General features: G+C 70.0%; 13 protein-coding genes. 7 read left to right on the top strand and 6 right to left on the bottom strand.

What is annotated here, in order from left to right; translation table 11 throughout:
• Positions 1 to 12 precede the first annotated feature (12 nt).
• The 4 genes from FJ091_08455 (at position 13) to FJ091_08440 (ending at position 4,193) form a co-directional block, all read left to right on the top strand.
• Complete coding sequence (locus FJ091_08455; GenBank protein MBM4383386.1) at positions 13 to 1,050, top strand: SGNH/GDSL hydrolase family protein; 1,038 nt, start codon at positions 13 to 15, stop codon at positions 1,048 to 1,050.
• Positions 1,047 to 2,885, top strand: coding sequence for a carbamoyltransferase (locus FJ091_08450; GenBank protein ID MBM4383385.1), 1,839 nt, complete (start codon positions 1,047 to 1,049; stop codon positions 2,883 to 2,885). Before FJ091_08455 ends, FJ091_08450 begins: the two co-directional genes overlap by 4 nt.
• Positions 2,878 to 3,249, top strand: coding sequence for a hypothetical protein (locus FJ091_08445; protein ID MBM4383384.1), 372 nt, complete (start codon positions 2,878 to 2,880; stop codon positions 3,247 to 3,249). Before FJ091_08450 ends, FJ091_08445 begins: the two co-directional genes overlap by 8 nt.
• 323 nt (positions 3,250 to 3,572) lie before the next feature.
• Complete coding sequence (locus FJ091_08440) at positions 3,573 to 4,193, top strand: hypothetical protein (GenBank protein MBM4383383.1); 621 nt, start codon at positions 3,573 to 3,575, stop codon at positions 4,191 to 4,193.
• A 6-nt stretch (positions 4,194 to 4,199) separates the two neighbouring features.
• Here the strand turns inward: FJ091_08440 and FJ091_08435 are convergent, their stop codons facing one another.
• The 4 genes from FJ091_08435 to FJ091_08420 form a co-directional block, all read right to left on the bottom strand.
• On the bottom strand, positions 4,200 to 4,637 hold the full coding sequence (locus FJ091_08435; protein MBM4383382.1) for an antibiotic biosynthesis monooxygenase: 438 nt from the start codon (positions 4,635 to 4,637) through the stop codon (positions 4,200 to 4,202).
• 24 nt (positions 4,638 to 4,661) lie between these two features.
• Positions 4,662 to 5,621 carry a TIGR03621 family F420-dependent LLM class oxidoreductase gene (locus FJ091_08430; protein ID MBM4383381.1) on the bottom strand — a complete coding sequence of 320 codons (960 nt, stop codon included), beginning with the start codon at positions 5,619 to 5,621 and terminating at the stop codon, positions 4,662 to 4,664.
• 82 nt (positions 5,622 to 5,703) lie between these two features.
• A complete protein-coding gene (locus FJ091_08425) occupies positions 5,704 to 7,152 on the bottom strand; it encodes an amidase (GenBank protein ID MBM4383380.1) in 1,449 nt (482 codons plus the stop codon).
• On the bottom strand, positions 7,149 to 8,180 hold the full coding sequence (locus FJ091_08420; protein ID MBM4383379.1) for a zinc-binding dehydrogenase: 1,032 nt from the start codon (positions 8,178 to 8,180) through the stop codon (positions 7,149 to 7,151). Before FJ091_08420 ends, FJ091_08425 begins: the two co-directional genes overlap by 4 nt.
• A gap of 94 nt (positions 8,181 to 8,274) precedes the next feature.
• Between FJ091_08420 and FJ091_08415 the strand changes: the two genes are divergently transcribed.
• From FJ091_08415 to FJ091_08405, 3 genes are read left to right on the top strand one after another with little or no spacing between them, the layout of a single operon-like run.
• Entirely contained in the window at positions 8,275 to 9,474 is a 1,200-nt protein-coding gene (locus tag FJ091_08415; GenBank protein ID MBM4383378.1) for an acyl-CoA dehydrogenase family protein, read from the top strand.
• A gap of 5 nt (positions 9,475 to 9,479) precedes the next feature.
• Positions 9,480 to 10,559, top strand: a complete 1,080-nt coding sequence (locus FJ091_08410; GenBank protein MBM4383377.1) for an acyl-CoA/acyl-ACP dehydrogenase — start codon at positions 9,480 to 9,482, stop codon at positions 10,557 to 10,559.
• 11 nt (positions 10,560 to 10,570) lie between these two features.
• Positions 10,571 to 11,962, top strand: coding sequence for an NAD(P)-binding protein (locus FJ091_08405; GenBank protein MBM4383376.1), 1,392 nt, complete (start codon positions 10,571 to 10,573; stop codon positions 11,960 to 11,962).
• 13 nt (positions 11,963 to 11,975) lie between these two features.
• On the opposite strand, the gene nudC is transcribed toward FJ091_08405, so the two are convergent.
• Positions 11,976 to 12,881 (bottom strand): NAD(+) diphosphatase, encoded by a 906-nt coding sequence (gene nudC / locus FJ091_08400; GenBank protein MBM4383375.1) that lies wholly within the window; start codon positions 12,879 to 12,881, stop codon positions 11,976 to 11,978.
• 97 nt (positions 12,882 to 12,978) lie between these two features.
• The gene (locus tag FJ091_08395; protein ID MBM4383374.1) at positions 12,979 to 14,010 is read right to left on the bottom strand and encodes an aspartate-semialdehyde dehydrogenase; all 1,032 of its coding nucleotides are present in this window, start codon (positions 14,008 to 14,010) and stop codon (positions 12,979 to 12,981) included.
• Between the last annotated feature and the right edge of the window lie 195 nt (positions 14,011 to 14,205).

The raw sequence follows: 14,205 nt of genomic DNA, 5'->3' as shown, positions 1-14,205 counted from the left end.
GACCCATCCCCGTTGCTGCGTCAGCTCTACCAGTACGACCCCGTCATCGGGTTCCGCTTCGTGCCGAACTTGAAGGCGCGCGTGCCGCACGAGGGCGGCGGGTATCTCGTGCGCACGAACGCGCAGGGCTTTCGCGCGGACGCCGCGTTCAAGCGCGAGCGCACGCCGGGCAAGCGGCGCGTGCTCTTGTTCGGGGATTCGTTCACGGCCGGCGAGGGAGTCTCGAACGGGCAGCGCACCAGCGACTGGCTCGAGCGGCTCGTGCCCGATCTCGAGGTCTACAACTTCGGCCTGCCCGCGACGGGCACGGATCAGCACTGGCTGATCGCGCGCGAGCTCGCCGCGGGCATCGAGCACGACTTCGTGATGATCGGCGTGTTCGTCGAGAACATCCGCCGCGTCGCCTCTCGCTACCGCTGGTTCCAGGACGACGCGGGGAGGCGCGTGCTGTACGCGAAGCCGTGGTTCGAGCTCGATGCGAACGGCCAGCCCGCGCTGCACGGCGTGCCCGTTCCGAAGCGCCCGCTGAGTGAAGCGCAGCTCGCTCCCGGGGAGCGCGCGCAGATCGCGGCGGTTGCGCGTTTCCCGAAGCTGAAGCGCGCGTTCAGCGCTGCGCGCGCGCATCCGCTGTTCGAGCGCGTCGTCGTCGAGAGTGGCCTCAAGGAATCGCTGCAGCGCGTGACGCGGTATCAGCCGCTTGCGGAGTACGACGACGCGAACGGCGCGGCGTGGCGCACGATGCGCGCGGTGCTCGTCGCGTGGGCGAAGCAGTGCGCTTCGCGCGCGGCGATCGTGCCGATCCCGCTGCATCAGTACGCCTACGGCATCTCCAGTGCGAGCGCCGTGAGCGCGCGGCTCAGCGAAGCGGCGGCTGCGGGCGGCGCGGACTACTGGGATCCGCTCCCGCAGCTGAGCGAGCGCTGCCGCGGAGACCGCTCGCTCTACTTCCCGAACGACGGCCACCTGACCAACGCGGGCCATCGCGCGCTCGCCGAAATCCTCGCGCCGCTCGTGGAGAAGCGGCTCACCGAGCCGGGAGCGCGGCGATGAAGACCGTGCTCGGCATCTCCGCGTTCTATCACGACTCCGCCGCCGCCCTCGTGCGCGGCGGCGAGATCGTGGCGGCGGCGCAGGAGGAGCGCTTCTCGCGCAAGCGCCACGACCCGCGCTTCCCGCGCAATGCGATCGATTACTGCCTCGAGGAAGCGTTCATCGATCCCGACGAGATCGACGCGGTCGTGTTCTATGACAATCCCCTGCTCAGCTGGGACCGCGTGCTGCAGAGCTGCATGGTCGCGGGCGCGAGCGCCGAGGACTTGTTCGTGAAGGCCGCGCGCTCGGTGCTCGGCGCGAAGCTGTTCGTCGAGGAGCACGTGAAGCGCGCGCTCGGCACGCTCGGCCGCGAGGGGAAGCTGCTCTTCACGGACCACCACATGGCGCACGCGGCGTCGGCGTTCTTTCCCTCGCCGTTGGACGACGCCGCGATTCTCACGCTCGACGGCGTGGGCGAGTGGTCCACCACGTCCGTCGGGCACGGCGCCGGCTCGCGCATCGAGCTCACGCGCGAGATCAACTACCCGCACTCGCTCGGCCTGCTCTACAGCGCGTTCACTTATTACTGCGGCTTCAAGGTGAACTCGGGTGAGTACAAGCTGATGGGCCTCGCGCCGTACGGCACGCCCAAGTACGCCGACTTGATCCGCAAGCACTTGATCGACGTTCGCGACGACGGCTCGTACCGGCTCGACATGTCGTACTTCGCGTACCTCGATCGCCCCGTGATGGTGGGCGAGCGCTTCGCGGAGCTGTTCGGCGGCCCCGCGCGCGAGGCCGAGAGCCGCATCACGCGGCGCGAGATGGACCTCGCGGCGTCGATCCAGGCGGTGACGACCGAGATCGTGCTCAAGATCGCGCGCTACGCGCGGCGCGAGAGCGGCTCTCGCAACGTCGTGCTCGCAGGCGGCGTCGCGCTGAACTGCGTCGCGAACGGCGCGCTGCTGCGCGAGCGCATCTTCGACGAGGTGTGGATTCAGCCCGCGGCGGGGGACGCCGGAGGCGCGCTCGGCGCCGCGCTGCTCGTGGCGCACGGTCATTACGGCGAGAAGCGTGCTGCGCGCGCCGATGGGCGCGACGGCCAGCGCGGCAGCTACCTCGGCCCCGAGTTTCCGCCGGAGCAGGTCGTCGCGTTCCTCGAGCGCCACGACTACCCGTACGTGCGCGTCACCGATCCGGCCGAGCGCGCGCGCCGCGTCGCGCAGGCGATCGCGGACGGCAAGGTCGTGGGGCACTTCGCGGGCCGCATGGAGTTCGGACCGCGCTCGCTCGGCGCGCGCTCGATCCTCGCCGACGCGCGCAGTCCCGACGCGCAGAGCAAGGTGAACCTCAAGATCAAGTACCGCGAGTCGTTCCGGCCGTTCGCGCCGGCGGTGCTGCGCGAGGACGTGGCGAAGTACTTCGACCTCGATGCCGACAGCCCGTACATGCTGATCATCGCGCCGGTGCGCAGCGAGCGGTGCATCCCGATGCCCGCCGCGCTCAGCGAAGCCGAGGACATGCTCGCGATCGTGAACGCGCCGCGCTCCGATTTGCCCGCGATCACGCACGTCGACTACAGCGCGCGCATCCAGACCGTCGACGCCGAGACGCTGCCGGAGTTCCACGACGTGCTCGCCGCGCTGAAGGAGATCGCCGGCGTCTCGGTCGTGGTGAACACCTCGTTCAACGTGCGCGGCGAGCCGATCGTGTGCACGCCGAAGGACGCCTACACGTGCTTCATGCGCACCGAGATGGATCTGCTCGCGCTCGGCGACTGCTTGTTGTGGAAGGCCGAGCAGCCCGCGTTCGAAGACGAGGGCGACTGGAAGGCGGAGTACGGCAATGACTGACCGCAAGCGCGGCGAAGACAAGCTCGACGCGAAGCTCCGCGCCTTCTTCCGCCAGCGCGTGGTGCCGCTCGCGGAGCGGACGCGCGCGCGTCGCGAACAGCGCCTGCCCGCGGGCCCCGACGCGGCCGCCGCCACCTACTACGAGCCCGCGCGCCGCTCGCACATGGCGCCCCTCGACTTCACGCGCGCGAGCGGGCTCACCCGAGACACGCTCGAGGCGCAGCTGCGCGCGCTCTGGCAGGAACGCGGCGACGCGGAGCTCGCGGCACTCGCGCCCGAGCTCGCGCGCCTCGCGCGCGAGTGCGCCGCCGACATGGTGGAGCAGGGCGAGGAGCTCTCGCCGTTCGTGTACGTGATGTATTAGGGGCGCGGCGCTCGCGTAGGGATGAAGCCAGCGTGAAGGCGCGCTTCTGCGCGCGGCGCGGCAGGCGGATGATCCGAGTCGAGGGAGGCTTGGGTCATGGCGCACCGAACGCTCGCGCTCCCAGTTTCGATCGGGCTCGCTCTCCAGTTCGGCGAGCATCATCGACCGCCTGCCCAGCCCTAGTTTGGTCGTGGACGCAGGCGAGCCCAAACGGCTCGTATGAGCTCGTTGTGGAGCCCGTCGAGCGCAACAGCGGGGAAGCGGAGTACCGGGCGTCGTATCGCCTGGAGCGCGTTCGTCCTCGACGGGAGGTTCTGTGGCGCGTGCAATCGGCGCCCTTCCAGCACGCGGGCATCGTCGCGAACGATGGAGCGTACGTTGTGACGGCGGGCCGCTCGTTCGACGCGGTGACGGTCCGCAACTCCGCAGGCGCCGTGATTCGCGAGATCGCTGCGGGGGAGATCGTTTCAATCGCGGAGCGGCTCGCCGGAGCGACGTGGGGGCTCGCCGCGCTCGACTTCTCGCAGCGCTACCTCGCGCTCGAGGTGCTGATCGACGACGACGCCTTCGAGAAGCGGCGCGCCCTCGTGCGCCGCGTTCAGCTGATGGATGGCCGCGTGCTCGACCCGCCGCACACGCCGCCTGGCTTCGTTCTGCCGCGACTCGCATGTGACTCCGACAGCACGCTCGCTCGGCGGGCTTACGAAGGCAGGCTGTTGCTCGACTGCATCACGCGAGGCGGGGAGTTTGCAAAGAGACGGGTATACGAGCTTGCTGGCGAACAGCTGCGCCTCACCGAGACGTCGGACCGGGGAGAGGATCTCGTGCGCATTTGGTCTCGGGGCGGATCGAGAAAGAAACCGTTCCCATGCGAAGAGATTCGCCGCGACGGCGAGCTCGTCTCCGAGCGCTGCGGCCCCGAAGTGCTCCCGCCCCAAGACTGAGCGCGTCTACTTCTTCTTCGCCGCCTTTTTCTTCGCAGGCTTCTTCGCCTTGGCCTTCGCCTTCACCACCTTCTTCTTCGCCGGCTTCTTCTCCGTGAAGAAGTCCGCGCGCGGCGTGAAGGTGGGGTCGTAGACCGGCTCGCTCAGATCGATGCGGTACTTCTTGTTGTCCGCGCCGGCGAGGCCGATCTGGCCGAGCGCCGTGCGCATGTTGAAGTAGTTCGCGTGCTGGAAGTGCGCGGCGAGGCTCGCCTCGTCCTCCCACAGCTCGTACACGCACAGCCGGCCGGCCACGCACGGGTCGGGCGCGAAGACGTAGGCGAGGCAGCCGGGCTCCTCGGTGCGCGTCTTCTGCTGGAGCGGCGCGGCGATCGTCATCGCCTCGTCGCGCTTGCTGGGGTCGGCGAGGTCGATCGTTCCCGCGATGATGATTTGCTTCGGCATGGTTTCTCCTGAGTTGTTACGGAATTACTTGCCGGCGAGCCGCGCGACGACGGGCGCGAACGCTTCCATCGCGGCGTCGCCCACCGTCACGTAGCTGATGCCGTACTGCGTACGGCGGCGCTGCAGCTCGTCCACTACGAAGTCGACGCTGCCGAACAGGCCGTGCGGGTGGCGCATCATCTCGTCCTTGCTGAGCCCCATCGCCTGGCCCATGCCCGCGGCGATCGCGTCGGCGCCGGGCTGCACGAACGTGAAGTAGGCGCCGATCTCGAGCTCGATCTGGTCGAAGCGCGCGCCCGCGGCCTGCTTCACCCACGCGACCTTCTCGGCGGTGGCGTCCGCGGTGGAGCTGCCGACGCCGTCGGGGCCGATCATGCCCGCGCGGTTGTTGAAGTTGAAGCTGACGATGTTCGCCTCGCGGCCCGCGAGCGAGAGCACGCGCTTCGCGCCGCCGCCGATCATTAGCGGCGGGAACGCGCGCTTCGGTGCGCCGGCGAAGCCCGAGAGCTGGAGGTGCTTGCCCGCGACCGAGACCGGCGCGCCGGAGAACATCTGCCGGAACGCGCCGATCGTCTCTTCGAGGCGCGCGATGCGGGTGCCCGGCGAGTCCATGCGGATGCCCATCGCCGCGTACTCGGCCGTCACCCAGCCCGCGCCAAGTCCCAGCTCGAGGCGCCCGTCCGACAACAAGTCGATCGTGGCGGCCTGCTTCGCGAGCACGACGGGGTGCTGGTAGTCGATGCAGAACACGCGGCAGCCGACCTTCAGCGTGGTGGTCGCCTCCGCGGCGCTCATCATCGCCGGCACCGCAGCGAGCTCCTGGTGCGGGTGATTGCTCTTCACCATCGCCTCGCCCGTGACGACATGGTCGGCGAGGTGCAGCGCGGAGTAGCCGAGCGCCTCGGCGCGCCGCGCGCGCTCGCGCCACTCCTTGCCGGAGGTGGCGCTGAAGGACTGCACGGCGAAGCGGAAGGCGCGGGGCATCGAGGGTTCTCCTGTTGTGGCCGGTCATTTTGGCCCGGCCGAAGTGACCGGTCGTTTTGGCCGGGCCAAAATGACCGGGGCCTCACCAGCCTGGCGGGGGCGTGAAGCCGCCGAGCACGTCGGCGAGCAGCGAGGCGACTGCGACCGGCGTGCGGTCTTCGAGGTAGGGTCCGACGATCTGCACGCCGACGGGGAGGCCGCCGCGCGTGCGGCCCGCGGGCGCGACAGCGCCTGGCAGGTACGCGTTCACCGCGAGCCCCGCCCAGAACAGCTGGAAGTAGGGCTCTGCCTTGCCATTGATCGTGAGGGTGCGCTCGTTCATCTCGCGGTGATCGTGCGCGAATGCCGCCGTCGGCATGATCGGGCACAGCATCACGTCGACATCGCGGAAGTAGCTCGCCCACTGCGCGCGCAGCCGCGTGCGACGCTCGTTCACGCCGAGCCACTCGCGATGGCGCAGTGCGAGGCCGCGCAGCGCGTTCACGCCGAAGCTGTCTTCGCTCGGCGGAAGCGTCGGCGCGACGGCTTCGGCGCGCGCGATCACGTCGGGCGGCGAGCCGGCGCCCATGACGGCGTTCAGCAACTGCGCGTAGGTGCGGTGTTGCTCGCTCGCATCGACCGGGCGCATCTTCGCGTCGATGCGCGCGCCCGTCTTGGCGAGCGCGTCGACCGCGTTCGAGAGTACGTCGCCGACTTCCGCATCGACGGGGCCGAGCGGATCTTCGAGCCACACGCCGACGCGAAGATCTGCGAGCCGATTCGCGCGCGGCGGGGGCAGCTGCAGCCGCCACGCGGTCGCGTCGTCGGGCGCGGGGCCCGCGAGCACGTCGAGGCCGAGCGCGAGGTCCGCCGCGCTGCGCCCCATCGGTCCGCCCACGCCGAGGTCGCCGTGGGCGAGCGCGCCCGGTGGGCCCGGGATGTGGCCGCGCATCGGCACGATGCCGTGCGTGGTCTTGAGCCCGTACACGCCGCAGAAGTGCGCGGGGTTGCGGATCGAGCCGCCGATGTCGGAGCCGAGCTCGAAGCTCGTCAGGCCCGCGGCGAGCGCGGCGGCCGAGCCGCCCGAGGAGCCGCCCGGCCCGCGCGTCACGTCCCACGGGTTGTTCGTCGTGCCGTAGACCGCGTTGTACGACTGAAAGTCGCCAGCGTAGAGCGGCAGGTTCGTCTTCCCGAACACGATCGCGCCGGCATCGACCAGGCGCTGCACCGAGTCGGCGTGCTTCGCCGGCACGTGCTTCGCGAGCTCGGGCGCGCCCGACGTGCACGGCATGCCCGCGACTTCGAACGAGTCCTTGATCGTGATGGGCAGGCCGTGCAGCGCACCCCAGCTCTCGCCCCGCGCACGCGCTACGTCGGCCGCGCGCGCGCGTTCGCGGGCGCTCGCGGCAGCCAGGTACACCACCGCATTGGTCCGCGGGTTCAGCTTCGCCACGCGGTCCAGGTAGAGCTCGAGCAGCTCCACGCTCGAAAGCTCGCGGCGCGCGAGCGCCCGAAACAACTCCGTCGCGGAGCGGAACGCCAGCTCGCTCATCTGGGGTTCACCAGGATCTTGATCTCGGCGGGATCGTCGTTCAGCACCGTGAACGCGTCGTTCATCTTCTCGAGCCCGACCGTCTTAGTGTGCAGCGGCTCCAACTGGATGCGCCCGTCCTGCACGAGCCCCATCGCGAGATCGAACTCCTCGCCCAGGTAGCCGATCGACGTCGACATGCGGATCTCGTTCATCAGCCACGTGCCGGGCGTGATCTGCGCCGGCACGTTCGCGAGGCCGACGAGCGAGACGAGGCCGCCGCGCCGCGCGAGCGTCGCGGCTTGATCGATCGTCTGCGGAATCCCGGCGCACTCGAACACCACGTCCGCGCCGAACGGCCCGAGCACCGCCTTCACGCGCTCGAGCACGTTCTCGCTCTTGGGGTCGATCACCGCCGTCGCGCCGAGCGCCTTTGCCTTCGCGCGCCGCACCGGATGCGGCTCGACCACGACGACGGCGCCCGCGCCCGCGGCGCGCACGCACTGCTGCGTGAGCAGCCCGATCGGCCCCGCGCCGATGACGACGCACGCGTCGCCGAGCCGCAGCGTGGTGCGGCGCACCGCGTGCACCGCGACCGTCAGCGGCTCGATCATCGCGGCCTGCTCGTCGGTCAGGCCGGCACGCACCGGAATCAGCCGCGAGGCATCGATCGCGATCGCGCGCGCAAAGCCGCCGTGCGGCGCCGCCATCGGGCCGACGCCGATCATCCCCATGAAGACCGTGGAGCAGTACGTGGTGCGGCCCGTGCGGCACTCGGGGCATTGCCCGCACGGCGTCGCGACGCCGACCGTCACGCGGTCGCCTTCCTTCACGTGGGGCACGCCGCTGCCGCGCTTCGACACGACCCCCGCCCACTCGTGCCCGCAGATCGCAGGGTTGTACGGATCGCCGCTCGCCCAGGCGTGCAGGTCCGTGCCGCAGATGCCGCAGAACGCGACCTCGACGACCGCCTTGCCGGGGCTCGGCTCCGGCTCCGGCATTTCGCGCAGCGTGATCTGGCGCTTGCCCGTCACGAGTCCGACTTGCATGCGTGCTCCGTTCTGAGCCCGCGAGGTTGCATCCGGGGCGCGCGGATTCGCAATGGCGAACCGCGCTACCAACGCGTCTTTCCGGGAGGCGGCGATGGACCTCAGCTACGGCCCCGAGTACGAGCAGTTCCGGCGCGACCTGCGGGCATTCCTCGAAGCGAACCGCGACAAGGCGCCGGCCATGCGCGGCGGCGAAGTGACGACGCTGAAGGACGCGAAGATCGTCGCGTGGCAGAAGCTGCTGATCGAGCACGGCTACGCGGCGCGCACGATCCCGAAGCAGTACGGCGGCGGCGGCTTCGCTCCCGACCCGCTGATCGCGACGATCCTCGCCGAGGAGTTCGGGCGGGCGCGCGTGTCCTCGGGCGTGGGAGGGCAGGGCCCCGACATGTTCGTGCCGACGCTGCTCGAGCACGGCACGGAGGAGCAGAAGCAGAAGTACGCGCCGCCGACGATTCGCGGCGAGTGGGTCTGGTGCCAGGGTTACAGCGAGCCGGGCGCCGGCAGCGATCTCGCGAGCCTGACAACCGCGGGCCGCATCGAGGGCGACACGATCACGATCAACGGCCAGAAGATCTGGACCAGCACCGCACAGCACGCGGACATGATGTTCGCGCTGGTGCGCACCGAGCCCGACGCGCCGAAGCACGCGGGCATCAGCTACGTCGTGGTGCCGATGTCGACGCCCGGCATCGACGTGCGGCCGCTGAAGACGATGACCGGCGCGGCCGAGTTCAACGAGGTGTTCTTCACGGACGTGCGCGTTCCGGTCGCGAACATCATCGGCAAGCGCGGCGAAGGCTGGAAGATCGCGAACACGACGCTGCGCCACGAGCGCGACATGCTCGGAAGCGCCGCCACGAGCGATTCGCTCTATCAGGCGCTCGTCGCCACGCTGAAGGAAGAGCGCGTCGACGGAGGCCGCGCGATCGAGGATCCGCTCGTGCGCGACGAGCTGATGGCGCTGCAGGCGAAGTCGATCGCGATGAAGTGCCACGCGATGCGCCTGCTCACTTCGCGCGTGAAGGGCGAGCCGCCGGGCATCGCTGGGCTCGTGACGAAGCTCAACGGTTGCCAGCTGAACCACGACCTCGCGGGCCTCGCGATCGACGCCGCCGGTGAAGCCGGCGCGCTCTACCGCGGCAGCAAGCGCGTGCGCGACGGCGGGCGCTGGCAGTTCACGTACATGTTCCAGCTCGGCTTGATCATCGGCGGCGGCACTGCGCAGGTGCAGAAGAACATCATCGCCGAGCGCGGCCTCGGCATGCCGCGCGAGCTGAAGGCGCAGGGGTAGCTCCAATGGACTTCGGTCTGTCCGACGAACAGAAGCTCCTCGAAGAATCGCTGCGCCGCTTTCTCGCCGAGCGCGTGCCGACGACGCGCGTGCGCGAGCTGCTCGAAACCCCGGATGCGCACGACGCCAAGCTGTGGAGCGAGCTCGCGGAGCTCGGCGTCGCGGGCTGTCTGATCGCCGAGGAGCACGGCGGCGCAGGGCTGACGCTGCTCGACGCCGCGGTGATCGCGACCGCGCTCGGCCATGCCGCGACGCCGGTGCCGTTCCTCGGCAGCGCGATCCTCGCGCCCCACCTGATCGCTGCGGGCAGCGAAGCGCAGCGCACCGAGTGGCTCCCCAAGCTCGCAGCGGGCAAGGCGCGCATCGGCGTCGCGATCGCGGAGCAAGTCGAGCGTCGCGACGACGCCGGCGCTTCGCTCGCGGACGGGAAGCTGCGCGGTCTCGCGCTGTTCGCGATCGACGGCGTGGGCGCGGACGCGTACATCGTGGCTGCGGGCGACGCGCTCGCGCTCGTCGCAAAGAACGCCCCGGGGCTGACTGTCGAAGCGATGCCGACCGTCGACCGCACGCGGCGGCTCGCGGAGCTGCGCTTCGACGGCACGCCCGCGGAGGTGCTCGCGCGCGGAGAGGCGGCGCGCGCGGCGATCGCGTCTGCGCTGATCGCCGCACGCGTCGCGCTCGCCGCGGACATGCTCGGCGCTTGCGACCGCGCGCTCGCGATGTCGGTCGACTACGCCAAGCAGCGCAAGCAATTCGACCGCGTGATCGCGCAGTTCCAGGCCGTGAAGCACCTGTGCGCCGAGATGGCCGCTGCAATCGAGCCCGCGCGCTCGCTCGTGTGGTACGCCGCGCACGCCGCGCACGAGATTCCCGCCGAAGCGCCGCTGCTCTCGCTGCACGCGAAGGCGCATCTCGCCGACATCGCGATGGACGTGGTGCGCACCGCGACGCAGGTGCACGGCGGCATCGGCTTCACCGACGCCTACGACCTGCAGCTCTGGTTCAAGCGCGTCTCGCTGGCGCGCCAGCTGTTAGGGACGCCGGCGAAGCTCCGAGCGCAGGCGGCGCTCGTGCAGGGGCTCTAGGGGGAGCGGCGATGAGCAGCGAGACCGTGAGCGCGGACTACGCGGTAGTCGGCGCCGGCGCGATGGGGATGGCGTTCGTCGACACGCTGCTGACAGAGACGGGCGCGACCGTCGTGATGATCGACAAGCATCATCGCCCGGGCGGCCACTGGAACGACGCCTACCCGTACGTGCGCTTGCACCAGCCGTCCGCGTTCTACGGCGTGAACTCGAAGGCGCTTGGCGGCGACGTCAAGGATCGCGTCGGTTGGAACGCTGGTCTCTACGAGCTGGCTTCTGGCGCCGAGGTGCTCGCCTACTTCGATCACGTGATGCAGCGCCAGTTCTTGCCCTCGGGCCGCGTGCAGTACTTCCCGCGCTGCGAGTGGCTCGGCGACGGGCGCTTCCGCTCGATTCCATCGGGCCGCACGCACCGCGTGCGCGCGAAGAATGTCGTCGATGCGACGTACATGCGCGTCAAAGTGCCGTCGGTGCGCGCGCCGGAGTACGCTGTCGCGGCCGGCGTGCGCCGCGTCCCGCTGAACGAGCTGCCGCGCTGCGAGCGGCCCGCGGGCGGCTACGTCGTGGTGGGCGCGGGCAAGACGGGCATGGACGCGTGCCTGTGGCTGCTCGCGAATGGCGTCGACGCGGACGAGATCGCGTGGATCGTGCCGCGCGACTCCTGGATTCTCGATCGCGCGAGCATCCAGCCCGCCGAGTTCTTCGGCCGCAGCATGCAGTTCGGCGCGAAGCAGATGGAGGCGATCGCGGGCGCCGCTTCGATCGACGACGTGTTCGCGCGCTCGAACGCGACCGGCGTGCTGCTGCGCCTCGACGAGCGCGTGAAGCCCACGATGTACCGCTGCGCGACGGTGACCGCGGCGGAGGCGGAGCAGCTGCGCCGAATTCGCCGCGTGATTCGGCTCGGGCGCGTGAAGCGCATCGACGCAAACGAGATCGTGCTCGCGAACGGAACGGCGCCTGCAAGGCCGGACGCGCTCTACGTCGACTGCTCCGCGGACGCGCTCGAGAAGCGCCCGGTCGCGCCGGTCTTCGCGGGGGATCGCATCACGCTGCAGACCGTGCGCGCATGCCAGCAGGTGTTCAGCGCAGCCTTCATCGCGCACGTCGAGGCGGCTTACTCGGACGAGGCGCTCAAGAACGAGCTGTGCACCGTGGTGCCGCACCCAAACACGGACATGGACTACCTCCGCGTGACTCTCGCGAACGCGCTCAACGACTCGCGCTGGTCGCAAGACGCCGGGCTTTCGGCGTGGCTCCTGCGTTCGCGGCTCAACCTGTTCGGGCTACCGCCCGCAGCTCCCGACGCGGCGATGCTGGACGCTGCCCAGCGCATCGCCGCATCTGCACCCGCGGCGATCGCCACGCTGCAGCGGCTCGTGGCGGAGGCGGAAGCTCGTTAGGCGCGCGCTGTTGTTACTCCGCCACCCACGCCTTGATCAAGTGATGCGCGATCGCGATCGGCGGCGGCACACCGAGGCGCTGCGTCGGCGCGGTGAGCGCGGCCTTCACCTCGTCCTTCGTGAACCAGTCCGCGCTCTCGAGCTCGTTCGCATCGATCTGGATGCGGCGCGAGACGGCTTCGGCCTGGCAGCCGATCATCAGCGACGCCGGGAACGGCCACGGCTGCGAGGCGACGTAGCGGATCGCGCCGACTTGGATGCCGGCCTCTTCGCGCACTTCGCGGCGCACGGCTTCTTCGAGCGTCTCACCCGCTTCGACGAAGCCCGCCAGCGCGGAGACCATCGGCTTCGGCCAGCCCGGTTGGCGCCCTAACAAGCAGCGGTCGCCGTCGACCACGAGCATGATCACGACCGGATCGGTACGCGGGAAATGCTCGCTGCTGCAGGCGGTGCAGATGCGCGCCCAGCCGCCGTCTTTGGGGCGCGTCTTCTCGCCGCAGCCTGGGCAGAAGCCGTGGCGCGAGTGCCAATCGACGATGTGGCGCGCCTGCGCCGCGATGCCGCCGTCGCCGGGCGGGAGCAGGCCCACGGTCGCGCGCAGATCGGGGAACGACGCCGCGCCTTCCCAGCCGAACTCCTTGAGCGGCTCGCCGTGCGCCGAGATGTCGACGGCGAAGTGCGCGCGCCCATCCGCGACGCCGAGGAACACGGGCTCGGGGCCGGTATGCCCGTCGAGGATCGCGGGCGTCGCCCAGGCGAGCCGCTTCTCCTCGCCCTCGCGCACGAGCGGCGCGAGCTTCCACACCGGGAGGATGCGCGTCTTGTCTTCTTGCAGCGACGTCGCGAGGTAGGTCGCGTCTCTGCGGTGTTGTTCGTCGCGATCGAGCGTGTTGCCGGAGAAGGCGATGGGGCGCGTCATAGGCGCGCGACGCTAAGCGACTGCGCGCGCCCTCGGCCAGGAGTCGACTCAGTTCCGCGCGACCTCGGGCCACTGCATGGCGCGCGCTGTTTGCCGATCACGCGGGCAGCAGCTTCTCCGCGATCTGGACGGCGTTCAGCGCGGCGCCCTTCAGCAACTGATCCCCGGCCGTGAAGCACGCGATCGAGCGGCCCGACGGATCGCTCACGTCCTGACGGATGCGCCCGATCAGCACGTCGCCCTGGCCGGTCGCGTCCTTGGGCATGGGGAAGTAGTTGCGCTCGCGGTCGTCCACGACCTTCACGCCCGGCGCCTTCGCCACGATCTCGCGCACTTCGTCCGGCGTGATCGGCCGCTCGCACTCGAAGTGAATCGCCACCGAGTGCGCGCGCAGCACCGGCACGCGCACGCACGTCGCCGAGATTCGGATGCTCGGGTCGCCGAAGATCTTCTTCGTCTCCTGGATGACCTTGGTCTCCTCGTCGTTGTAGCCGGTGACGGGATCGACCTTCGTGTTGTGGTTGAACAGGTTGAACGCGTACGGGTGCGGCAACACTTTGTTCTCGAAGGGCTTGCCGTCGAGGTACGCGCGCGTCGCCTCGCGCAGCTCCTCCATCGCCGCGGCGCCGGCGCCCGAGGCGGCCTGATAAGTCGCGAGCGTGATGCGCTGGATGCGGTTGCGCTGGTGGATCGGCCAGAGCGGCGTGATCGAGATGATCGCGGAGCAGTTCGGGTTCGCGATCACGCCGCGGTGCTTCGGGATCTCGGCGGCGTTGATCTCGGGAATGACGAGCGGAACGCCGGGATCCATGCGGAACGCCGACGAGTTGTCGACGACCACCGCGCCCGCGCGCACCGCGATCGGCGCGAACTTCTTCGAGATGCCGCTGCCCGCGGAGAAGAGGCCGATGTCCACGCCCGTGAGGCTCGCCTCGTTTAGCTCGGCGACCGTGAGCTCGCGATCTCCGAAGCGCATGCGCTTGCCCGCCGAGCGCGCCGACGCGAGCAGGCGCAGCTCGCTCATCGGGAACCTGCGCGAGAGCAGGCAATCCATGAATTCGGCGCCGACCGCGCCCGTGGCTCCAACCACGGCGACGACAGGCCTTGCAGGAACGGCTCGAAGGGACATCACGACCTCATTGCGAAAGCGACACGCACCGCCTCGACCGGACGACGCGGCGCCCGGCACGCTCGCCCGGCGGTGCAGCCGACCAAGGCGAAGCAGGGGCGCTGCGGCTTGTTAGCAAGCGAAACGGGAGGGGTCCCGTTTCTCCCAGGAGTGCGGCTCGAGGTACGCGATCACCGCACTTCGAGGGTCCAGCGA

The organism is Deltaproteobacteria bacterium (assembly GCA_016875395.1).
GTDB lineage: Bacteria > Myxococcota_A > UBA9160 > UBA9160 > UBA6930 > VGRF01.
The sequence above is the reverse complement of the archived record's forward strand: the minus strand, read 5'-3'. Positions and strand labels throughout refer to the sequence as shown.